Raw genomic sequence first — 20,615 nt, 5'->3', positions numbered from 1 at the left:
ATGGCAGATATCAGGAATAATTTCGTCGGCATCAAATCGCCCAATCCGTTCTGGCTGGCCTCGGCGCCGCCGACCGACAAGGCCTACAATGTCGTGCGCGCCTTCAAGGCCGGTTGGGGCGGTGTCGTCTGGAAGACGCTGGGCGAAGAGGGCCCGCCGGTGGTCAACGTCAATGGCCCACGCTACGGCGCGATCTGGGGCGCCGACCGCCGTCTGCTCGGCCTCAACAACATCGAGCTGATCACCGACCGCGACTTGCAGACCAATCTGCGTGAGATGAAGCAGGTCAAGATGGAGTGGCCCGACCGGGCGCTGATCGCCTCGATCATGGTGCCTTGCGTCGAGGAAAGCTGGAAGGCGATCCTGCCGCTTGTCGAGGAAACCGGCGCCGACGGCATCGAGCTCAATTTCGGCTGCCCGCACGGCATGTCGGAGCGCGGCATGGGCGCCGCCGTCGGCCAGGTGCCGGAATATATCGAAATGGTTGTGCGCTGGTGCAAGCAGTACACGCGCCTGCCCGTCATCACCAAGCTGACGCCCAACGTCACCGATATCCGCAAGCCGGCGCGAGCAGCACATGCCGGCGGCACCGACGCGGTGTCGCTGATCAACACCATCAACTCGATCACCGGCGTCGATCTCGACAGCTTCGCGCCGATGCCGACCATCGACGGCAAGGGCTCGCATGGCGGTTATTGCGGCCCTGCGGTGAAGCCGATCGCCATGAACATGGTGGCCGAGATCGCGCGCGACCCCGAAACGCAGGGGCTGCCGATCTCCGGCATTGGCGGTATCACCACCTGGCGCGACGCTGCCGAGTTCATGGCGCTCGGCGCCGGAAACGTGCAGGTGTGCACGGCCGCGATGACCTACGGTTTCAAGATCGTGCAGGAGATGATCGCCGGTCTCGAAAACTGGATGGACGAGAAGGGCCATCGCTCGCTCGACGACATCATCGGCCGTGCCACGCCCAATGTCACGGACTGGCAGTATCTCAACCTCAACTATGTCGCCAAGGCGCATATCGACCAGGATGCCTGCATCAAATGCGGCCGCTGCCACATCGCCTGCGAGGACACCTCGCATCAGGCGATCACCAGCATGGTCGACGGCGTCAGGCATTTCGAGGTGATCGAGGCCGAATGCGTCGGCTGCAATCTTTGCGTCAATGTCTGCCCGGTTGACAACTGCATCACCATGGAGCCGCTGGCCGCCGGGGTGATGGACCAGCGCACCGGCATGCCTGTGTCGCCGGTCTACGCCAACTGGACCACGCACCCGAACAACCCAATGGCCAAGGTGGCGGCGGAGTAGGGCGGAACAATCAAGGAAAAAGCGGCGTCCTCGGGCGCCGTTTTCATTTTGCTATTGCAGATACAAAATATCCAGGATATAAGTTATCCATGTATTGGAGATTGGTATCATGAAACTCGGCGATGGCGTCGAAGCGGCCATCCACTGCGCGGCGACGCTGGCTGGCGTCGATGGCGACAGCACCATGCCAGGTGCGGCCCTGGCGGAGGCGTTTGGCCTGTCGCCGAGCTATCTCCTGAAACATCTCAACATGCTCACTGCTGCGCGCATCCTGGAATCCGTTCCTGGGCCGGCGGGCGGCTACCGGTTGGCGAAACCGGCCGAACGCATCACGCTGCTGGACATCGTGCTGGCGGTCGAAGGGCGCGAGCCGGCTTTCCGATGCGGCGAAATCCGCCAGCGCGGCCCGACGAAACTCGATGCATCGGCCTATGTCAGGCCGTGCGGCATCAATGCTGCGATGCTGAAGGCGGAGCGCGCCTATCGCGCGGCGCTGGCCGAGGTCAGGCTGTCCGACATCGTGTCGGACTTCATGAAAGGCGCCGATCCGCGGTCGGTCGCGGCAAGCTGCGCTTTCACCGAGCGCCACCAGCGGCAGCAGAAATCCAGTTCAACCAAGCAAGCATGAAAGGAAAGATGATGAGACAGAGGCTCCAGTTCTTCGCCAAGGCGCCCGAGATCATGAAAGCGGTGTCGGCGCTCAATAAGGCGGTCGACGAATGCGGGCTCGAGGAAAGCCTGCTGCACCTGATCAAGCTCAGGGCCTCACAGATCAATGGCTGCTCCTTCTGTGTCGAGATGCACAGCCGTGAGGCGAGGCGCGACGGCGAGACCGAACAGCGGCTTTATCTGGTTTCGGCCTGGAAGGAATCGCCGCTGTTTTCGGAGCGCGAGCGCGCCGCTTTGGCCTGGACCGAGGCCGTGACGCTGATCGCCAACAATGGTGTTTCGGACGAACTCTATGCCCGCACGCTGGAACATTTCTCGGAAGAGGAGTTGGTCAAGCTCTCCGTGGCGCTGGGCATGATCAATACCTGGAACCGGCTTTGCATTCCGTTCCACGCCATTCATCCGATGCCTGCCGCCAAGGCCGCCTGATTGTTCGATCACGATCGGAGCGCCGCCAAGGGAGGCGGCGCTCCCATTATTTCAAAGGGAGAGCGTTTGATGCTTGCCGATTTACCCGCCGCCTTGTTGGTTCTCGGCCGGCTGTTGCTTGGCGGCGGGTTTGTCTTCGCCGGCTTGCGCAACATCCAGAACGCGGGCTTCTTGACGGGGCTGATGGTCGCGCGCGGTGTGCCGCAGGCGCGGCTGGCACTTTGGGCCGGCATCGTGTTGCAGATCGTCGCCGGCGTGCTGGTGGTGACGGGCTTCTGGACCGCCACTGCCTGTGCGGTGCTGGTGCTGTTCCTGATCGTCGCCACGCCGATGTTCCACAATTTCTGGGATCATCAGGGACAGGAGCGTGCGTCGCGTATCAATGGTTTTGTTGGCAATGTCGCGCTGAGCGGCGGCTTCCTGACACTGATCGCCCAGTCGCTTTGACAGTTGCAGCTAGGCCGCGAACCGCAAACCACCATCGCAGGTTAATACCTGGCCGGTCATGAAGCCGTTGGAGACGAGGAAGGCTATGGCCGAGGCGACGTCCTCGGCGCGGCCGATGCGGCCGACCGGTGTCTTGCCGGCATAGTCGGCAAAGATCGCCTGCCGCTGCTCGTCCGGCAGAAAGTCCCACCAGGGCGTGTCGATGACGCCGGGCGCCACGACGTTGACGCGCAGTGGCTTCAGCTCGACGGCCAGGATCGGTGCCACCGTCAGGAGCATGCCATTGACGGCGCCGATGCCGGCGACGCCCGGCGTGGCGAGCTGGGCGGATACCGCCGAGATGAAGGTGACCGATCCTGATTTGTCCAGCGTTGGCAAGGCCGCCTGCAAGCAGGATAATTGCGGCCGCACCTTTTCGTCGACGCCGCCAGCGATATCGGCAAGGTCGAGTGTTTCGAACGGGCCAAGGCCCTTGCCGCCGCTCGCCGCCAAAACGAGATGGTCGAACGGGCCGATGCGCTCGAAGAATTGGCGCACCTCGTCGGGCTTGGCGGCATCGAACGCCGCCTTGTCGACGGCGCCACCGAGACTTTTCCATGCGCTGACGAGCTTGTCCTGATTGCGCCCGGTGATGGTCACCTTCATGCCGGGGCCGAGCAGTTTGCGCGCGGTCGCCAGGCCGATCCCGGACGAGCCACCGATGACGACTGTATGTTCGATCTTGCTGGTCATGAACGCTCTTCCTTCTTCACTGTAGCCTGCCCGACTAGGTCGAGGCTCAAGTCGCGCAATTGTTGTCTTGCTCTGGCGTCGTAAGCCTGGGCGTCGGCGCGGGATTCGCGCAGGCCGTCGAAATAGAGGCCGCTGCGCGCTTCGAGCGCGGGGGAGGTGGCGAGATTGACAATGGCCTCGGCGCCGGTCTCCACCGAGCTCCATGGCGTGACGCCTGCCTGGCGGACCATCGTGGTGTTCATGTAGCTCGCCGGGTGCAGGGCGTTCACAGTAACCCCGCTGCCCTTGAGCTGCTCGGCGAGATCGATGGTGAACAGGATCTGCGCCAGCTTGCTCTGGCAGTAGGCGCGCACGCTGCTGTAGCCATGGGTAAGCATGACGTCGCTAAAGTCGATGGCCTGCTGGCCCGCCGAGGCGACGTTGACGATACGCGCCGGCGCGCTGGCCTTCAGCAGGGGCAGCAATCCCTCCGTAAGCAGGAAGCCGGCGAGATAGTTGACGGCGAAGCGCAGTTCATAGCCGTCGGCGCTGACCTGCCTTTTGGCGTTTTGGCCAACCGTGCCGACACCGGCATTGTTGATGAGGATGTCGAGCCGAGCGGTTTTTTCACGCACGGCCTCGGCGAGCCGGCGCACCTGGGCCAGCGAGGCGAGGTCGGCTGCGAAGAACTCGGCCTTGCCGCCGGCCGCCTCGATGTCCGCGACCGTGGCCTTGCCGCGCGCCGCGTCGCGTCCGTGCACCAGCACCCGGGCGCCACCTGCGCCCAGCCGTTGCGCGACGACCTGGCCGACACCGTCGGTCGAACCGGTGATCAGGATTGTCTTGTCTTTCAGGTCCATGTTTGAGCCTCCATTCGTTGCTCTCGACAGAAGATGGGGCAGCGGGTGCGCGCCAAACAGTTCAAACTTTATCCTGGTATCGGTACTGCTATAATAGGGTCATGGATGCTCCTTCCCATTCCGCTGAAGACAGCCGCCGGCGCGAGCTCGGCGCCTTCCTGCGCTCGCGCCGCGAGAGGCTTTCGCCACAGGCCGCCGGCATTGCCTGCGGCGCGCGGCGGCGCACGCCGGGCCTGCGGCGCGAGGAGGTGGCGATGATCGCCGGTGTCGGCACCACCTGGTACACCTGGCTGGAACAAGGCAGGGATGTCAGGCCCTCGGTGGAGGTGCTGGCGGCGCTCTGCGAGGCGCTGCGCCTCGACGCTGTCGAGAAGCGGCATTTGTTCATCCTCGCCGGCCGCCAACAGCCGGAGCGTCGTGGGGCAACGCCCGAAAAGGTCGACGGGCCGTTGCTGCACATGCTGCAAAGTCTTGTGCTGCAACCCGCTTATGTGGTTGGCCGGCGCTGGGACGTGCTCGCCTGGAACCCGGCAGCCGTCGCGGTGTTCGGCGATTATGGCTTGCTGGAAGGCGACGCCCGCAACATCGTCCACATGGTGTTTACAAGCCCGCAGCACCGTCGCCTGCTCGTCGACTGGGAAGAGCTTGCTCGCGTGGTGCTCGCTTCGTTTCGCGCCGAAAGCGCCAAATATGTCGGTGATCCCGATTTCGACCGGCTGATCGCGCTGATGATGCGCTCGAGCCCCGAGTTCCGCGATTGGTGGCCCCGACGTGACGTAGCGCGAAAGCTGACGGGTCTGAAGCACGTCCGCCATCCGACGGCCGGCGCCATGGCCTTCGAGCATATGAGCCTGTCGATTGACGATGGATCCGACATGCGGCTGGTCGTCTACACGCCGCTGGCCGAGCAGAACTCGATCGCCAAGCTGCAGAGCTTGCTTGATGCACTGCCGGCCGAGCGGCGCAGCGCCTGAGCCTTCAGCGCAGGGTCAGGCCTTCGGCTTCAACCCGTCGAGAAATAATTGCTCCAGGAATCTCGCTGCGTCCTCGAAGCGGCCGTCGCCGCCGCGGTTCGGGCCGAGCACGGCGCGGACCTGGACGTCGAAATCGGCATAGTGCTGGGTCGTCGCCCATATCGAGAAGATCAGGTGCCAAGGATCCGTCCTGGCGATCTTGCCGGCGCGCATCCAGCCCTTGATGACGGTTGCCTTCTCGTCGACCAGCGTCTTCAGTTCGCCGGTCAGCAAGGGCATGATGCGTGGTGCGCCCTGCAGAATCTCGTTGGCGAACAGCCGGCTCTCGCGCGGAAAATCGCGCGCCATTTCAAGCTTGCGCCTGATGTAGCTCCTGAGCTCGGTCAGGGGATCGCCGATGTCGTCGAGTTCTCTGAGCGGCGCCAGCCATGTGTCGAGCAGGCGCTGCATCAGCGTCTCGTGAATGTCTTCCTTGCGGCGAAAGTAATAGAGCAGGTTGGGCTTCGACATCCCAGCGGCTTCGGCGATCTGGTCGATGGTCGAGCCGCGGAAGCCATTGGTGGAGAACACCTCGAGCGCGGCTTCGAGAATGAGTTCGCGCTTCTCCTGCTGGATGCGGGTGCGGCGAGGGGCTTCCGTGCTGGTGTTCACCGTTGCGCGCCCTCGTGTTGAAAGCGGTCTGGCCCAATTCTCTGGACCAGTTTTTCCCCGGCCTGTGGAACGCACTTCAGGAGCCGCATTTCCGCTAGTAATCCCTTGACCGCCGACAGGGCGGTGCTAACGTTTGTCCAATCGGTCAAAAATTTGCGTAGCACGAAAGCGCGGCAAAGACCAAGCGTTGGACGTACCGAAACAGGTTACAAGGGGAAGTCTTGGTCATGTCCAACCGGCTGAAAGTCACGCCGAACGATCTCAGTGCATTCTGGATGCCGTTCACGGCAAACCGGCAGTTCAAGCAGGCGCCGCGCATGTTCGTGTCCGCCAAGGACATGCACTACACGACCAGCGACGGCCGCAAGGTGCTGGACGGCACCGCCGGCCTCTGGTGCGTCAATGCCGGCCATTGCCGGCCCAAGATCACCGAGGCGATCCAGCAGCAGGCCGCCGAGCTCGACTACGCTCCGGCCTTCCAGATGGGCCACCCGATCGTGTTCGAACTGGCCAACCGCCTGGTCGACGTCGCGCCGAAGGGCATGGATCACGTGTTCTTCACCAATTCCGGTTCGGAATCGGTCGAGACCGCGTTGAAGATGGCGATCGCCTATCACCGCGTGAAGGGCGAGGGCTCGCGCACCCGCCTGATCGGACGCGAGCGCGGGTATCACGGCGTCAATTTCGGCGGCATTTCGGTCGGCGGCATCGTCACCAACCGCAAGATGTTCGGCACGCTGCTCGGCGGCGTCGACCATATGCCGCACACGCACCTGCCCGAGAAGAACGCCTTCTCCAAGGGCGTGCCGGAACATGGCGCAGAGCTCGCCAACGAGCTGGAGCGCATCGTGGCGCTACATGACGCCTCGACCATCGCGGCCGTTATCGTCGAGCCGGTCGCCGGCTCCACCGGCGTCATCCTGCCGCCCAAGGGCTATTTGCAGAAGCTGCGCGAAATCTGCACCAAGCACGGCATCCTGTTGATCTTCGACGAGGTCATCACCGGCTTCGGCCGTCTCGGCGCGCCGTTCGCGGCCGACTATTTCGGCGTCACGCCTGATATCATGACCACCGCCAAGGGCGTTTCCAACGGCGTCATCCCGATGGGCGCGGTGTTCGTGAAGAAGGAAATCCACGACGCCTTCATGACCGGCCCCGAGCACATGATCGAGTTCTTCCACGGCTACACCTATTCGGGCAATCCGATCGCCTGCGCCGCGGCGCTCGGCACGCTCGACACCTACAAGGAAGAGGGCCTGCTCACCCGCGGCGAGGAACTGGCGCCCTATTGGGAAGACGCGCTGCATTCGCTGAAGGGCGAGCCGCATGTCATCGATATCAGGAACATCGGCCTGATCGGTGCGATCGAGCTGGCGCCGATTGCCGGCAGCCCGACCAAGCGGGCCTTCTCGGCCTTCGTCAAGGCGTTCGAGCGCGGCGCGCTGATCCGCACCACCGGCGACATCATCGCGCTGTCGCCGCCGCTGATCATCACCAAGGGCCAGATCAACGAACTGATCGATCATGTGCGTGAGGTACTGAGGTCGATCGATTGAAGAACTGGGCGCGGATATCTCTCCCCCTCGAGGGGAGGGTGGCCGCGAAGCGGTCGGGTGGGGTCGGTGCGACGGGGTGCCGACCTGATCTGTTGCCGCGAGGCTGCCGTTGATGCCCCGCACTCGCGTGAGCTACGAAATGCGCCAAAAGGCGCGCGCGCTTCGAGTTCACGCAACCAGGGGTGAATCCTTGCTCTGGTATGAACTGCGCGAGCTGAAATCGGCCGGCATCAAGTTTCGTCGTCAGTGTCCGATCGGGCCTTATATCGTTGACTTTGCCTGCCTCGCCGTGAAGCTGATCGTTGAAGTTGATGGCGATCTGCACGAACACGAGAAGGGCAAGCGGCATGATGCCGTTCGTGATGCCTATCTGCGCTCGCTCGGCTTTGATGTCTTTCGCGTCGATGAGCCCGATGTCATAAACAACCCTTGGCATGTTGCGCAGGTGGTCAAAGGGAAGGTCGAGCGCATGTCCGGCGACCCCACCCGACCGCTTCGCGGCCACCCTCCCCTCGAGGGGGAGGGGAACGCCACGCAATTGGAGAGGTTTTGAATGGCCGCACCCGGCGAGAATCTGCGAATCAATTCAGACCGTTTGTGGGATTCCATCATGGAGATGGCGAAGATCGGCCCCGGCATTGCCGGTGGCAACAATCGCCAGACCGTGACCGACGAGGACGGCGAGGGCCGGCATCTGTTCAAGCGCTGGTGCGACGCGGCCGGGCTCGAAATGGGCGTCGACGAGATGGGCACCATGTTTGCCAGGCGCGAAGGCGCCGATCCCAGCCTGCCGCCGGTCTATGTCGGCAGCCATCTCGACACGCAGCCGACCGGCGGCAAGTATGACGGCGTGCTCGGCGTGCTCGGCGGCCTGGAGATCGTCCGCTCGCTCAATGATCTCGGCATCAAGACCAAACATCCGATCGTGGTCACGAACTGGACCAACGAGGAGGGCTCGCGTTTTGCCCCGGCGATGATGGCGTCCGGCGTGTTCGCCGGTGTGCTCGACCAGGCCGACGTCTACGAGCATACGGACAAGAACGGCAAGAAATTCGGCGAGGAACTGGAGCGTATCGGCTGGAAGGGCACGGAGAAGGTCGGCGATCGCAAGATCCACGCGTTTTTCGAACTGCATATCGAGCAAGGGCCTATCCTCGAGGACGAAGGCATCGACATCGGCGTCGTCACCCATGGACAGGGGCTGAAATGGCTGCAGGTGACGCTGACCGGCAAGGAGGCGCATACCGGCTCGACGCCGATGCCCAAGCGCCGCAATGCCGGGCTCGGCATGGCGCGCGTGATCGAACTGGTGCACGAGATTGCCATGGACTACCAGCCGGACGCCGTCGGCGCGGTCGGCCACATGGAAGTCTATCCGAACTCGCGCAACATCATCGCCGGGCGCACGGTCTTCACCATCGACATCCGCTCGCCGGAGAAGGAAGTGCTCAACGCCATGGATGGGCGCATCCGCGAAGGCATCGACACGATATGCGAGGCGCTCGACATCCAGTACAAGATCGAGCAGGTCGGCCATTTCGATCCGGTCACCTTCGACAAGGGTTGCGTCAAGGCGATCCGTGATGCCGCCGACCGGCTCGGCTACACACACCGCAACATCGTCTCGGGCGCGGGCCACGACGCCTGCTGGATCAACCGCGTCGCGCCGACCGCCATGGTGATGTGCCCCTGCGTCGACGGTCTCAGCCACAACGAGGCCGAGGAGATCTCCAAGGAATGGGCGGCGGCAGGAGCCGACGTGCTGTTCCATGCCGTGGTGGAGACGGCGGTTATCGTGGAGTAAGCTGGAAAGCTGGTTTTCCAAACGCTGCTCGCAAGAAGCGCGAAGGAACAAGGGAACGAGAAAAATGACCAAAGTCATCAGAAACGGCACCATCGTTACCGCCGACCGCACCTGGAAGGCCGACGTGCTGATGCAGCACGGCAAGATCGTCGCCATTGGCTCCGACCTACACGGCGACCATGAGTTCGACGCCACCGGCTGTTATGTCATGCCAGGTGGTATCGATCCGCATACTCATCTCGAAATGCCGTTCATGGGCACCTATTCGGCCGACGATTTCGAGTCCGGCACGCGCGCGGCCCTAGCCGGCGGCACGACGATGGTGGTCGATTTCTGCCTGCCGTCGCCGCAGCAGTCGCTGCTCGAGGCCTTGCAGATGTGGGACAACAAGACCTCGAAGGCGTCCTGCGACTATTCCTTCCACATGGCGATCACCTGGTGGGGCAAGCAGGTGTTCGACGAGATGGCCACCGTCGTCGACAAGGGCATCACCTCGTTCAAGCATTTCATGGCCTACAAGGGCGCGCTGATGGTGGACGACGACGAGATGTATGCGTCGTTCCAGCGCTGCGCCGAGCTCGGCGCGCTGCCGCTGGTGCATGCCGAGAATGGCGACGTGGTTGCGGCGCTCTCGCAGAAGCTGCTTGCCGCCGGCAACAATGGCCCGGAGGGGCACGCCTATTCGCGCCCGCCGGAAGTGGAAGGCGAGGCGACCAACCGCGCCATCATGATCGCCGACATGGCCGGCGTGCCGCTCTATGTCGTGCATGTTTCCTGCGAGCAGGCGCACGAGGCCATCCGCCGGGCGCGTCAGAAAGGCATGCGGGTGTTCGGTGAGCCACTGGTCCAGCACCTGACGCTGGACGAGAGTGAGTATTTCGACAAGGACTGGGACCATGCGGCGCGCCGCGTGATGAGCCCGCCCTTCCGCAACAAATTACACCAGGATTCGCTGTGGGCCGGCCTGCAGGCGGGATCGTTGCAGGTGGTGGCGACCGACCACTGCGCCTTCACCACGGACCAGAAGCGCTTCGGCGTCGGCAATTTCACCAAGATCCCGAACGGCACGGGCGGCCTCGAGGATCGCATGCCGGTGTTGTGGACCAGGGGCGTCAACACCGGGCGGCTGACAATGAACGAATTCGTCGCCGTAACCTCGACCAACATCGCAAAGATCCTCAACATGTATCCGAAAAAAGGCGCCATTGTCGAAGGCGCGGATGCCGACATCATCGTGTGGGATCCCAAGCGCAAGAAGACGATTTCTTCGAAGAAGCAGCAGTCGGTCATCGACTACAATGTCTTCGAAGGCGTCGAAGTGACAGGCCTGCCGCGCTATGTCTTCTCGCGTGGCGAATTGTCGATCGAGGAGACCGAGGTGAAGGCCAAGCCTGGCCATGGCCAGTTCGTCGGCCGCGAGCCGAACGCGGCGGTTAACCGGGCACTGTCGACCTGGAAGGAGATCACCGCGCCGCGCAAGGTGGAGCGGACAGGCATTCCGGCGACTGGGGTTTGAGCTTGGGCAGCTCGAAAAGCGCCAAGAAACTGATGATCGCCGACAAGGACGGCACCGTCTGCGGGGAAGTTTCCGGGTGCCGATGATTGCCGAAGTTGGTGCTGCCCCTCATCGCCCTGCCGGCACCTTCTCCCCGTATAGGGACGGGGAGAAGGGAACTGAACGCAATCTTGGCGCCCTTTCCGGCAACGCTGGAAATCGGCGAAATCCTTCGCGAAATCGTCCTTCTCCTCGTCCCTATACGGGGAGAAGTGCCCGGCAGGGCGATGAGGGGCAGCGCAAACCTCAAGCAATTGGCCGATGGGCGCTTAGCCCCGCAAGGCCGGCTTCAGGCGACCAATGCATCCAGTTCCGGCAGCAGGACGACGCTTTCCTGCTCTTTGGGATCGGTGCGGGCAATGACGGCCGAAGACGGGGCCCCACTCAGATTGGCGGGCAGATGCGGCACGCCGGCCGGAATGTAGAAGAGGTCGCCGGCTTTGGCGACGATGTGGTTCTCAAGCCGGTCGCCGTACCAGGTATGGACCTCGCCGGAGAGCACGTAGATCGCCGTTTCATGGTTCTCATGCAGATGCGCCTTGGCGCGGGCGCCGGGCGGCATGGTGAGCACATGCATGCAGATACCAGATGAGCCGACCGACTCGGTGGCGATACCGGCGAAATAGGTCAATCCCTGCTTGCCTTCATAAGAGCTTTCAGGGCGGATAAGATGGCAAGTGGGTTGAGGCGACATCGGGGAAACTCCGGGCGTCGAATGAGTGGAACAAGACCAATGGGACTGGGCGAGTGGAAAACAACATCGCGATAAAAGCAATCGGAATCGGGCCGGCACTAAAGGGGCAGGAACAGGCAGGCCGCGGCCGATGACGGGGATTTCGCCAGCCGTCGTCGCGGCAAGCAAGCTTGGCCTGACCTTCCAGACAAATGACGGGCCGGTACAGGCGCTGTCCAATGTCGACCTGACCATCGGCAAGGGTGAGTTCGTTTCCTTCATCGGGCCGTCGGGCTGCGGCAAGACGACCTTGCTGCGGGTCATCGCCGATCTTGAGAAGCCGACCTCGGGGACCATTTCGGTCAACGGCATGACAGCAGAACAGGCGCGCGAGAAACGCGCCTACGGCTATGTCTTCCAGGCCGCCGCCCTGTTTCCCTGGCGCACCATCGAGCGCAACGTCGCGCTGCCGCTGGAGATCATGGGTCTGTCCGGGGCGGAGCAGGGAGAGCGGATCAGGCGCACGCTCGATCTCGTCAACCTTTCCGGCTTCGAGAAGAAGTATCCTTGGCAGCTTTCCGGCGGCATGCAGCAGCGCGCCTCGATCGCTCGCGCGCTCGCCTTCGATGCCGACCTTCTGTTGATGGACGAGCCGTTCGGCGCGCTGGACGAGATCGTGCGCGACCATCTCAACGAGCAATTGCTGCAATTGTGGGCGCGCACCAACAAGACCATCTGCTTCGTCACGCACTCCATTCCCGAGGCGGTGTATTTATCGACGCGCATCGTCGTCATGTCGCCGCGCCCGGGCCGCGTCAGCGACGTCATCGAATCGACGCTGCCGAAGGAGCGGCCACTCGACATCCGCGAGACGCCGGAGTTCCTGGCGATCGCCGCACGGGTGCGAGACGGCTTAAGGGCAGGGCACAGCTATGATGATTGAGCGGGGGCAGGATGGACTCGCGGCAGCGCCCCGAAAGGCGCCTCCACCTCACGAAGGAGCGGCCACCTACGCCTTCGTCATTCTAGGGCGGAGTAGCCGCGAAGCGGCATACGTAGACCCTAGGATCCATGCCGTGACGCCTGCCGAAAGGCGCAAACAGTCGAGAATATTCGGCAGGCTAAGCGGCGCGGAGGGAGCCATATTCCGAATGGTCGCGGAGCGGAGAGGTAACGGCATGGATTCTAGGGTCTGCGCCGCGTCGCTTCGCTCCTTGCTTCGCCCTAGGATGACGAAGGCAAGGGCCCCCGACCTCCGCTTCGCTCCGGCCACCCTCTCCCCGGTGGGGAGAGGAGAAGGGCGGCGCTAGATGGACACCTTCCGCTCAAAGGTCATCCCGGTAACCTCCATCCTCGCCGGCGTGGTCGTACTCTGGTACGTCTTCGCCGTCATACTCAACACGCCGTTCCAGCGCGATCTCGACCAACGTGCCAACGAAACGCCCGGCACCGTCGAGTTCATCGGCAAGACGCTCTCGCAGCCGAAGCCGACGCTGCCGGCGCCGCACCAGGTGGCGGTGAACTTTTTCGAGAACACGTTCCTGCGCAACGTCACTTCGAACCGCAGCCTGGTCTACAATGCCTGGGTGACGCTGTCCTCGACGCTGCTGGGCTTTGCCTTCGGCACGGCGCTCGGCATCATCATCGCGGTGGGCATCGTACATGTGGCGACGCTCGACCGCAGCCTGATGCCATGGATCATCGCCTCGCAGACCATCCCGATCCTGGCGGTGGCGCCGATGATCATCGTGGTGCTGGCGGCGATCGGCATCACCGGCCTGATCCCGAAGGCGATGATTTCGACCTATCTGTCGTTCTTCCCGGTGACGGTTGGCATGGTGAAAGGCCTGCGCTCGCCCGAGATCATGCATCTCGACCTGATGCACACCTACAATGCCAGCCGTGCACAGACCTTCTGGAAGCTGCGCGTGCCGGCCTCGGTGCCGTTCCTGTTCACCTCGATGAAGGTGGCGGTGGCGGCCAGTCTGGTCGGCGCCATTGTCGGCGAACTGCCGACGGGCGCCGTCGCCGGCATCGGCGCCAAGCTGCTCGCTGGCGCCTATTACAGCCAGTCCATCGACATCTGGTCGGCGCTTGTCGCGGGCTCGATCGTGGCCGCGCTGCTGGTCATGGTGGTCGGCATTGCCGGGCGCCTCGTCGACCGCGCCATGGGCGGGAGGCCGGCATGAACCGGCTGAAGCCTTCCTGGCAGGCTGTGCTGGCCATCGTGCTGTGCCTGATGGCGGTCGCACTCGGCGCCATGTCGAAGCCGGAAGCGGCGGCGCTAGCGGACCCGACAACCAGCGCCAACTATCCCTATCTCGGAACGAAGGGCCTGATGTTTGGCCTTGCCATGCTGACGGCCCTGGTCTCGATGATCAGGATTTCGCCCTTTGTGGAAGCGGTCGTACTATTTGTCGGCGCCCACCTCGTCGCCTGGCTGCTGATCTCAGGTATCGCTGGTTTCGAAGGCATGGCACTGGCGCCGTATTTCGTGCTGCTCACGGCCGCCTGGCTGCTTGGCTGGCGCTGCGTCGCGGTGCTATCGGGACTGCACCCCACCGCAAGCTGGATGCGCACGGCGCTGCGCCTGATCATCCCCGCCATCTTCGGCGCCTGGATCCTGATCATCTGGGAAGCGGTGACGCGTGGCGCCGGCATCCCGTTCATCCTGTTGCCGCCGCCGAGCGCCATCGGCGCGCGCATCGCCAGTTCGCTGCCGATCCTTGGCGCCGATGTCCGGCAGACCATCTTCAAGGCTGTTATCTTCGGCTATATCGTGGGCAGCGGCGCCGGCTTTGTCACGGCCATTCTCGCCGACCGGGTGCCGTTCCTGCGGCGCGGCCTGCTGCCCATCGGCAACATGGTCTCGGCGCTGCCGATCATCGGCGTGGCGCCGATCATGGTGATGTGGTTCGGCTTCGACTGGCAGTCCAAGGCGGCTGTCGTCATCATCATGACCTTCTTCCCGATGCTGGTGAACACCGTCGCCGGTCTGGCCGCGTCCGGCCATATGGAGCGCGACCTGATGCGCACCTATGCGTCGGGCTACTGGCCGACGCTTATCAAGCTCAGGCTGCCGGCCGCCGCTCCCTTCATCTTCAACGCGCTGAAGATCAACTCGACGCTGGCGCTGATCGGCGCCATCGTCGCCGAGTTCTTCGGCACGCCCGTCGTCGGCATGGGCTTCCGCATCTCGACCGAAGTCGGACGGATGAACATCGACATGGTCTGGGCCGAAATCGCAGTTGCAGCCCTTGCGGGTTCGGTCTTTTATGGTGTGGTCGCTCTTGTCGAAAGAGCCGTCACGTTTTGGCATCCCTCTGTCCGTGGTGGATAGGGGCGGTGGGTTTGGGCACTAACTCCAGAGGGAAAAAAATGAAAAGACTGATTGTTCCTGTACTGGCCGGCGCGATGTCGCTGGCCGCGTTCCAGGCAATGGCCGCCGACAAGGTGACGTTGCAGCTGAAATGGGTCACGCAGGCCCAGTTTGCCGGCTATTACGTCGCCAAGGCGAAGGGCTTTTACGAGGCCGAGGGTCTCGACGTCGACATCAAGCCGGGCGGTCCCGACATTGCGCCCGAGCAGGTGATCGCCGGCGGCGGCGCCGATGTTATCGTCGACTGGATGGGCGGGGCGCTGGCAGCCCGCGAAAAGGGCGTGCCGCTGGTCAACATCGCCCAGCCGTTCAAGAAGGCCGGCATGGAACTGGTCTGTCCGAAAGACGGCCCGATCAAGACCGAAGCCGACTTCAAGGGCCACACGCTCGGCGTCTGGTTCTTCGGCAACGAATATCCGTTCTACGCCTGGATGAACAAGCTTGGCCTAAAGACCGATGGCGGCCCGGACGGCGTCACCGTTCTCAAGCAGAGCTTTGACGTGCAGCCGCTGATTCAGAAGCAGGCGGATTGCATCTCGGTCATGACCTACAATGAATTTTGGCAGCTGATCGACGCCGGCTACAAGCCGGAGCAGCTCACCGTGTTCAACTACTCGGCGATGGGCAACGACCTGCTCGAGGACGGGCTTTATGCCTCGGAGGATAAGCTCAAGGATCCGGCCTTCGAGGACAAGATGGTGCGTTTCGTGCGCGCCTCGATGAAGGGTTGGAAATACGCCGTCGACAACAATGACGAAGCGGCCGAGATCGTCATGGATGGTGGCGGCCAGGACGAGAACCACCAGAAGCGTATGATGAGCGAAGTCGCCAAGCTCATCGACAATGCCGACGGCAAGCTCGACCCGGCGACCTATGAGCGTACCGCCAAGGCGTTGCTCGACCAGAAGATCATCACCAAGGAGCCGAAGGGCGCCTATACCACCGCGATCACCGACAAGGCGATCAAGTAGGCCTCAAAGCGGCCTCGTGACGGGGCTTGATGGACGATGTTGGAGGGGCGGGCGACCGCCCCTTTTTCATGCGGCCAAATCACAAAAGCGTGTGCCTGGATACATTGGGGCGGCCGAGCGTTGCGTCGGAGGCATGCGCGTGCGGGGAGCCACGGCGGATGCTACAGCCAATCGGAGGTTCTTCATGCGCACACAGACCGTCTTGCCGACGCTTTCGGCGCTGGCCATTTCGACCGCTTTCCTGTTCGCGTCGCCGGCCCTGGCCGACATGATGAAGTTCAAGGCGACGCTCGATGGCAGCCAGCAGAGCCCACCCGTTACCACCAAGGGCAAGGGAACCGCCACATTCACCTTTGACACCGCCAAGAAGAAACTCAGTTGGAACGTCAAATACTCCGGCCTCAGCGGGCCGGCGACGGCCGCACATATTCATGGCCCGGCCGCGAAGGGGGAAAATGCGGACCCCGTAATCCCGTTCAAAAAACTCAAGAGCCCGATCAAGGGATCGGCGACATTGACCGATACGCAGGTGACCGATCTGGAAGCCGGCAAATATTACGTCAACATACACACCGCGGCCAACAAGGACGGCGAGATCCGCGGTCAGATCGAAAAGGCGGCGGCGTCGATGTAACGCGACGTCGCTCGGGGCGCGCGCCCGTATTTGCTTGCGAAAGCTTTGCGGGACAGCGCCGCCCTTTCTCCTGCCGGAAACCGACTTTCAGGCCTTGTCTCTTATCTGCGTCATCGTTCGGGTCGGGGTGATTGCCTCCGGATCGAGCCGGATTTCGACGATTGCCGGCTTGCCGCTGGCGCGAGCACGCTCGAAGGCAGGGGCGAAGTCGGCGGTTTTCTCCACCGTTTCGCCATGGCCACCATAGGCACGCGCCAGGGCGGCGAAGTCCGGATTCTTGAGGTCCGTGGCCACCACCCGCCCGGGGTATTCACGCTCCTGGTGCATGCGGATGGTGCCGTAGATGCCATTATTGACGACGATGACGATGATCGGCAACCCGTATTGTACGGCGGTGGCGAATTCCTGCCCGTTCATCAGGAAGCAGCCGTCGCCGGCGAAAGCGACTACGGTGCGATCCGGATAAAGCGCCTTGGCCGCTACCGCCGCCGGCGTTCCGTAACCCATCGAGCCTGAGGTCGGCGCGCCCTGTGTGGCAAAGCGGCGGAAGCGATGGAAGCGGTGCACCCACGTGGCGTAGTTGCCGGCGCCGTTGGTCAGGATGGCATCGTCGGGCAGCACCGTTTCGAGATAGGTCATGATCGGCCCCATCTGGACGGCGCCCGGACCGCTTTCCGGTGGGGTCGACCAGTCGAGATAAGCGGCATGGAGCTTTGCCGTCTCCGCCGCCCAGCCCGGCGATGCCGGTCCCTTCCGGTTGGCGAAGGCGCGCACGAAGGCGGCGGGCGAGGCGTTGATCGCAAGCGTTGGACGGTAGACGCGGCCTAGTTCGCCGGCATCGGGGTGGACATGGACCAGCGTCTGGTCAGGGTAGGGGCTCTTCAGCAGCGTATAGTCCGAGGACGGCATCTCGCCCATGCGGCCGCCGATCAGCAGCACCAGATCGGCCTGCTTGATTGCTGTCGCCAGCTTCGGGTTGATGCCGATGCCGACATCGCCGGCATAGTTCGGGTGCAGATGATCGAACAGCATCTGGCGGCGGAAGGAGCAGCCGACCGGTAGCGACCACGCCTCGGCGATGCGGGTGATTTCCTGAACAGCCTGGAAATCCCAACGTGTGCCGCCCAGGATCGCGATCGGTCGTTTGGCGGCATTGAGCAGCGCCTCGAGCCGGTCGAGTTCGGCTTCGGCGGGGCTGGTCTCGACCGGGGTGTAGGCGATCGCGGCCGGTGCATCGACGACACTGGTCAGCATGTCTTCCGGCAGCGAGATGACGACGGGACCTGGGCGTCCGGAGGTCGCCACGGCAAAGGCGCGGGTGACGAATTCGGGAATACGCGACGCATCGTCGATCTCTACCACCCATTTTGCGATGTCGCCAAAGAACCTGACATAGTCCACTTCCTGGAAGGCCTCGCGCTGCTTGGCGTGGCTGGCGACCTGGCCGATGAACAGGATCACGGGAACTGAATCCTGCATGGCGATATGGATGCCGGCGGAGGCATTGGTGGCGCCGGGGCCGCGGGTGACGAAGCAGATACCGGGTTTGCCGGTCAGGCGGCCTTGGCAGTCGGCCATCATGGCGGCGCCACCCTCCTGGCGGCAGACGATGGTGCGGATCGCCGAATCGTGCAGCGCGTCGAGCACCGCGAGGTAGGATTCGCCTGGCACGCAGAAGATACGGTCGGTGCCGTTGGCCTCGAGCGCGTCGACGATCAATTGTCCGCCGGTTTTCATTTTGCTCTCTCCAGTTCGGCAAGGATTTCGTCAGTATGTTCGCCCAGGCGGGGCGAGGGGCGCTCATAGACGAGCGGTGTTTCGGACATGATCATCGGTGCGCGAACCGAGGGCAGAAGATTGCCATGGCCGTCGTCGAGATCGAGCCGCATGCCGCGCGCGATCGCCTGCGGGTCGGCGAACATCTGTCCGATCGTGTTGATCGGGCTCGCCGGCACGCTGGCCGCTTCCAGCTTGGCCAGCAGCGGGTCGCGATCCTTGGTCTTCAGCGCCTCGACGATCCGCTCGCGTAGCGCCGCCCGGTTGGCGACGCGGGCCGGATTGGTGGCGAAATCGGGATTGCCGGGCAATTCGTCCAGCCCGACCACCGCGCAGAACCTGGCGAACTGGCCGTCATTGCCGACCGCCAGGATGATGTGACCGTCCCGGACCGGCAGCACCTCGTAGGGAGCGATGTTCATATGCGCGTTGCCTATCTGCACAGGCGACTTGCCGGAGACGAGATAGTTGAGGTTCTGATTGCCGAGCGCCGAGATTTGGGTGTCGAACAATGCCATGTCGATGTGCTGGCCTTCGCCGGTTTTTTCGGCGTGGCGAAGGGCCGCCTGGATGGCGATGACGGAATAGAGGCCAGTGAAGATGTCGGAGATGGCGACGCCGGCCTTCTGCGGCTCGCGCCCCGCCTCGCCGGTGATCGACATCATGCCGGCCATGCCCTGGATGATGAAATCGTAGCCGGCGCGCGGCGCGTACGGACCGTCCTGGCCGAATCCGGTGATCGAGCAATAAACGAGGCGCGGATTGATCTTGCGCAGGCTGTCATAGTCGAGTCCGTATTTCTTCAAACCGCCAAGCTTGAAGTTTTCGATCAGCACGTCAGACGTTGTCACCAGCCGGCGCACGGTTTCGGCGCCCTGCGGTGTCGAAAAATCAATGGCGATGGAGCGCTTGCCGCGATTGCAGGAATGGTAATAGGCGGCCGACAGGTTCTCGCCATCCTTGCCCATGACGAAGGGCGGGCCCCATTTGCGGGTGTCGTCGCCGCCATCAGGGCTTTCGACCTTGATGACGTCGGCGCCGAGATCGGCAAGCAACTGCCCGGCCCAGGGCCCGGCAAGGATGCGGGCGAGTTCGACGACGCGGACGCCTTTCAGCGGGGGCTCAGCCATAGATCACCAGAATTGGTCGGAACCGAAGCCTCTATCAACAGAGATTGCCGCTGTCACGGCTCTTGCGATGGGCCAACGCTTCATCGCTTCAAGGCGGTTTCGGCCCACGCTGCGAAATCGTCCATGACGATGTCGCGATTCACCTCGTTCAAGCTTTCGTGGCGGGTCTCGCTGTAAACCTTTGAAACGAGATTCGAAAAGCCCATTTTGCGCATGCGTCCGGCAAGCTGGATGATCCCCTTGCCATAATCCGAGGCAGGGTCTTTTTCGCCCCCCACGACGCTGACGGACAGGTCGCGCCGAACGCCGACGAAACCGGCGTCCCTGCCGCCATTGAGCGCCATCTGGACGACATCGCGCCACATCGACACCGAGGCGTCCCAGCCGCATAGCGGGTCGGCGATGTATTTGTCGACCTCGGCCCCGTCGCGTGACAGCCAGTCGAACAAGGTCCGGTGGTTGGGCACCGCCTTGCCCCAGGCCTGGAAGGTGAGCTTCGGCAGCAGGCGCGATGGGACGTCCGAGCCGAGCCGCATCCTTTCCCATGCAAGGATGCCGAGCGCCACCTGCCCGAGCAGGCCAGCTGAAAAATTGCCATTCCAGATGGCGGCGGCGTGAACGCGGTTCGAATGGGCCAGGAGAAAGTTCAGCGCCACGGACGCGCCCATCGAATGGCCGAACAGGATGACGGGCAGGCCCGGCTGCTCCCCGGCGATGAGATCATGGATGGCGCCGACATCGGCGATGACCTTGGCGGGGCCGTCCTCATGCGCGAACCTGCCCAGCGGTGCGTCGGGTGCCTTCGTTGTGCCATGGCCGCGATGATCGTGAACATAGACACTAAAGCCGCGCGCGCCCAGGAATTCGGCAAAACGATCATAGCGCGCCGCATGCTCTGCCAGCCCGTGATTGATCTGGATGACGGCGCGCGGATGGCCGTCGGCCTGCCGGACCAGAAGATTGAGGTCGGCGCCGGTCGGCGAACGGACCATGCGCTGCTGGCTGAATGACATTCAGTGATTTCCACCCTGGCCCGCCTCGGTGGCGCCGGCCTTGTTTGCGCCGGGGCCGGTTCAGCGTCA

At 63.3% G+C, this 20,615-nt stretch carries 21 protein-coding genes; 14 read left to right on the top strand and 7 right to left on the bottom strand.

The window, feature by feature from the left end; all coding sequences use genetic code 11:
* From preA to FJ946_RS18830, 4 genes are all read left to right on the top strand, one after another.
* The gene (preA, locus tag FJ946_RS18845; protein ID WP_140567421.1) at window positions 1-1,314 is read left to right on the top strand and encodes an NAD-dependent dihydropyrimidine dehydrogenase subunit PreA; all 1,314 of its coding nucleotides are present in this window, start codon (window positions 1-3) and stop codon (window positions 1,312-1,314) included.
* Window positions 1,315-1,423: 109 nt separating this feature from the next.
* Entirely contained in the window at window positions 1,424-1,942 is a 519-nt protein-coding gene (locus FJ946_RS18840; RefSeq protein WP_140495111.1) for an Rrf2 family transcriptional regulator, read from the top strand.
* Window positions 1,943-1,953: 11 nt separating this feature from the next.
* Window positions 1,954-2,412 (top strand): carboxymuconolactone decarboxylase family protein, encoded by a 459-nt coding sequence (locus FJ946_RS18835; protein ID WP_140495113.1) that lies wholly within the window; start codon window positions 1,954-1,956, stop codon window positions 2,410-2,412.
* 69 nt (window positions 2,413-2,481) lie between these two features.
* Window positions 2,482-2,859 (top strand): DoxX family protein, encoded by a 378-nt coding sequence (locus tag FJ946_RS18830; protein WP_140516666.1) that lies wholly within the window; start codon window positions 2,482-2,484, stop codon window positions 2,857-2,859.
* A 9-nt stretch (window positions 2,860-2,868) separates the two neighbouring features.
* Here the strand turns inward: FJ946_RS18830 and FJ946_RS18825 are convergent, their stop codons facing one another.
* Both FJ946_RS18825 and FJ946_RS18820 read right to left on the bottom strand, forming a co-directional pair.
* On the bottom strand, window positions 2,869-3,591 hold the full coding sequence (locus FJ946_RS18825) for an SDR family oxidoreductase (RefSeq protein ID WP_140495115.1): 723 nt from the start codon (window positions 3,589-3,591) through the stop codon (window positions 2,869-2,871).
* The gene (locus FJ946_RS18820; RefSeq protein ID WP_140567419.1) at window positions 3,588-4,430 is read right to left on the bottom strand and encodes an SDR family NAD(P)-dependent oxidoreductase; all 843 of its coding nucleotides are present in this window, start codon (window positions 4,428-4,430) and stop codon (window positions 3,588-3,590) included. The genes FJ946_RS18825 and FJ946_RS18820 overlap by 4 nt, the downstream gene beginning before the upstream one ends.
* Window positions 4,431-4,531: 101 nt before the next feature.
* Between FJ946_RS18820 and FJ946_RS18815 the strand changes: the two genes are divergently transcribed.
* Window positions 4,532-5,404 (top strand): helix-turn-helix transcriptional regulator, encoded by an 873-nt coding sequence (locus FJ946_RS18815; RefSeq protein WP_140495117.1) that lies wholly within the window; start codon window positions 4,532-4,534, stop codon window positions 5,402-5,404.
* 15 nt (window positions 5,405-5,419) lie between these two features.
* On the opposite strand, the gene FJ946_RS18810 is transcribed toward FJ946_RS18815, so the two are convergent.
* The gene (locus FJ946_RS18810) at window positions 5,420-6,055 is read right to left on the bottom strand and encodes a TetR family transcriptional regulator C-terminal domain-containing protein (RefSeq protein WP_140495120.1); all 636 of its coding nucleotides are present in this window, start codon (window positions 6,053-6,055) and stop codon (window positions 5,420-5,422) included.
* Between the two features lie 227 nt (window positions 6,056-6,282).
* On the opposite strand from FJ946_RS18810, the gene FJ946_RS18805 reads away from it, so the two are divergent.
* The 4 genes from FJ946_RS18805 (at window position 6,283) to hydA (ending at window position 10,931) form a co-directional block, all read left to right on the top strand.
* Window positions 6,283-7,611 carry an aspartate aminotransferase family protein gene (locus tag FJ946_RS18805; protein ID WP_140521238.1) on the top strand — a complete coding sequence of 443 codons (1,329 nt, stop codon included), beginning with the start codon at window positions 6,283-6,285 and terminating at the stop codon, window positions 7,609-7,611.
* Between the two features lie 112 nt (window positions 7,612-7,723).
* Window positions 7,724-8,164, top strand: a complete 441-nt coding sequence (locus FJ946_RS18800; RefSeq protein WP_140521237.1) for an endonuclease domain-containing protein — start codon at window positions 7,724-7,726, stop codon at window positions 8,162-8,164.
* Entirely contained in the window at window positions 8,165-9,415 is a 1,251-nt protein-coding gene (locus FJ946_RS18795) for a Zn-dependent hydrolase (protein WP_140567416.1), read from the top strand.
* Window positions 9,416-9,479: 64 nt separating this feature from the next.
* A complete protein-coding gene (gene hydA, locus FJ946_RS18790; protein ID WP_140567413.1) occupies window positions 9,480-10,931 on the top strand; it encodes a dihydropyrimidinase in 1,452 nt (483 codons plus the stop codon).
* A gap of 328 nt (window positions 10,932-11,259) precedes the next feature.
* Here the strand turns inward: hydA and FJ946_RS18780 are convergent, their stop codons facing one another.
* Window positions 11,260-11,664, bottom strand: a complete 405-nt coding sequence (locus FJ946_RS18780; RefSeq protein WP_140495129.1) for a cupin domain-containing protein — start codon at window positions 11,662-11,664, stop codon at window positions 11,260-11,262.
* A gap of 130 nt (window positions 11,665-11,794) precedes the next feature.
* Between FJ946_RS18780 and FJ946_RS18775 the strand changes: the two genes are divergently transcribed.
* The 5 genes from FJ946_RS18775 to FJ946_RS18750 all read left to right on the top strand — a co-directional run bounded on the left by FJ946_RS18775 (window position 11,795) and on the right by FJ946_RS18750 (window position 16,627).
* On the top strand, window positions 11,795-12,586 hold the full coding sequence (locus FJ946_RS18775; RefSeq protein ID WP_140516662.1) for an ABC transporter ATP-binding protein: 792 nt from the start codon (window positions 11,795-11,797) through the stop codon (window positions 12,584-12,586).
* Window positions 12,587-12,953: 367 nt separating this feature from the next.
* Window positions 12,954-13,832, top strand: a complete 879-nt coding sequence (locus FJ946_RS18765; protein WP_140495135.1) for an ABC transporter permease — start codon at window positions 12,954-12,956, stop codon at window positions 13,830-13,832.
* On the top strand, window positions 13,829-14,983 hold the full coding sequence (locus tag FJ946_RS18760) for an ABC transporter permease (RefSeq protein ID WP_140567411.1): 1,155 nt from the start codon (window positions 13,829-13,831) through the stop codon (window positions 14,981-14,983). Before FJ946_RS18765 ends, FJ946_RS18760 begins: the two co-directional genes overlap by 4 nt.
* Before the next feature lie 38 nt (window positions 14,984-15,021).
* Entirely contained in the window at window positions 15,022-15,993 is a 972-nt protein-coding gene (locus FJ946_RS18755) for an ABC transporter substrate-binding protein (protein ID WP_140516654.1), read from the top strand.
* Between the two features lie 184 nt (window positions 15,994-16,177).
* The gene (locus tag FJ946_RS18750) at window positions 16,178-16,627 is read left to right on the top strand and encodes a CHRD domain-containing protein (protein WP_140557483.1); all 450 of its coding nucleotides are present in this window, start codon (window positions 16,178-16,180) and stop codon (window positions 16,625-16,627) included.
* 87 nt (window positions 16,628-16,714) lie between these two features.
* Here the strand turns inward: FJ946_RS18750 and FJ946_RS18745 are convergent, their stop codons facing one another.
* From FJ946_RS18745 to FJ946_RS18735, 3 genes are all read right to left on the bottom strand, one after another.
* Complete coding sequence (locus tag FJ946_RS18745) at window positions 16,715-18,364, bottom strand: thiamine pyrophosphate-binding protein (protein WP_140495142.1); 1,650 nt, start codon at window positions 18,362-18,364, stop codon at window positions 16,715-16,717.
* Window positions 18,361-19,533 (bottom strand): CaiB/BaiF CoA-transferase family protein, encoded by a 1,173-nt coding sequence (locus tag FJ946_RS18740; protein ID WP_140567409.1) that lies wholly within the window; start codon window positions 19,531-19,533, stop codon window positions 18,361-18,363. Before FJ946_RS18740 ends, FJ946_RS18745 begins: the two co-directional genes overlap by 4 nt.
* An 80-nt stretch (window positions 19,534-19,613) precedes the next feature.
* Complete coding sequence (locus FJ946_RS18735; protein WP_140567407.1) at window positions 19,614-20,546, bottom strand: alpha/beta hydrolase; 933 nt, start codon at window positions 20,544-20,546, stop codon at window positions 19,614-19,616.
* Window positions 20,547-20,615: the final 69 nt, after the last annotated feature.

It is taken from the genome of Mesorhizobium sp. B2-4-7 (genome assembly GCF_006442685.1).
In the GTDB taxonomy this organism is placed as follows: Bacteria; Pseudomonadota; Alphaproteobacteria; order Rhizobiales; family Rhizobiaceae; genus Mesorhizobium.
This window is presented reverse-complemented; position numbering and strand designations above follow the sequence as displayed.

What these genes read in the sequence shown, in the direction of transcription:
- FJ946_RS18840 (WP_140495111.1), top strand. Translation starts at nt 1,424, where the DNA reads ATGAAACTCGGCGATGGCGTCGAAGCGGCCATCCACTGCGCGGCGACG.
- FJ946_RS18830 (WP_140516666.1), top strand. Translation starts at nt 2,482, where the DNA reads ATGCTTGCCGATTTACCCGCCGCCTTGTTGGTTCTCGGCCGGCTGTTG.
- FJ946_RS18800 (WP_140521237.1), top strand. Translation starts at nt 7,724, where the DNA reads ATGCCCCGCACTCGCGTGAGCTACGAAATGCGCCAAAAGGCGCGCGCG.
- FJ946_RS18775 (WP_140516662.1), top strand. Translation starts at nt 11,795, where the DNA reads ATGACGGGGATTTCGCCAGCCGTCGTCGCGGCAAGCAAGCTTGGCCTG.
- FJ946_RS18765 (WP_140495135.1), top strand. Translation starts at nt 12,954, where the DNA reads ATGGACACCTTCCGCTCAAAGGTCATCCCGGTAACCTCCATCCTCGCC.
- FJ946_RS18760 (WP_140567411.1), top strand. Translation starts at nt 13,829, where the DNA reads ATGAACCGGCTGAAGCCTTCCTGGCAGGCTGTGCTGGCCATCGTGCTG.
- FJ946_RS18780 (WP_140495129.1), bottom strand. Translation starts at nt 11,664, where the DNA reads ATGTCGCCTCAACCCACTTGCCATCTTATCCGCCCTGAAAGCTCTTAT.
- FJ946_RS18745 (WP_140495142.1), bottom strand. Translation starts at nt 18,364, where the DNA reads ATGAAAACCGGCGGACAATTGATCGTCGACGCGCTCGAGGCCAACGGC.
- FJ946_RS18835 (WP_140495113.1), top strand. Translation starts at nt 1,954, where the DNA reads ATGAGACAGAGGCTCCAGTTCTTCGCCAAGGCGCCCGAGATCATGAAA.
- FJ946_RS18825 (WP_140495115.1), bottom strand. Translation starts at nt 3,591, where the DNA reads ATGACCAGCAAGATCGAACATACAGTCGTCATCGGTGGCTCGTCCGGG.
- FJ946_RS18795 (WP_140567416.1), top strand. Translation starts at nt 8,165, where the DNA reads ATGGCCGCACCCGGCGAGAATCTGCGAATCAATTCAGACCGTTTGTGG.
- preA (WP_140567421.1), top strand. Translation starts at nt 1, where the DNA reads ATGGCAGATATCAGGAATAATTTCGTCGGCATCAAATCGCCCAATCCG.
- hydA (WP_140567413.1), top strand. Translation starts at nt 9,480, where the DNA reads ATGACCAAAGTCATCAGAAACGGCACCATCGTTACCGCCGACCGCACC.
- FJ946_RS18755 (WP_140516654.1), top strand. Translation starts at nt 15,022, where the DNA reads ATGAAAAGACTGATTGTTCCTGTACTGGCCGGCGCGATGTCGCTGGCC.
- FJ946_RS18740 (WP_140567409.1), bottom strand. Translation starts at nt 19,533, where the DNA reads ATGGCTGAGCCCCCGCTGAAAGGCGTCCGCGTCGTCGAACTCGCCCGC.
- FJ946_RS18820 (WP_140567419.1), bottom strand. Translation starts at nt 4,430, where the DNA reads ATGGACCTGAAAGACAAGACAATCCTGATCACCGGTTCGACCGACGGT.
- FJ946_RS18805 (WP_140521238.1), top strand. Translation starts at nt 6,283, where the DNA reads ATGTCCAACCGGCTGAAAGTCACGCCGAACGATCTCAGTGCATTCTGG.
- FJ946_RS18750 (WP_140557483.1), top strand. Translation starts at nt 16,178, where the DNA reads ATGCGCACACAGACCGTCTTGCCGACGCTTTCGGCGCTGGCCATTTCG.
- FJ946_RS18735 (WP_140567407.1), bottom strand. Translation starts at nt 20,546, where the DNA reads ATGTCATTCAGCCAGCAGCGCATGGTCCGTTCGCCGACCGGCGCCGAC.
- FJ946_RS18815 (WP_140495117.1), top strand. Translation starts at nt 4,532, where the DNA reads ATGGATGCTCCTTCCCATTCCGCTGAAGACAGCCGCCGGCGCGAGCTC.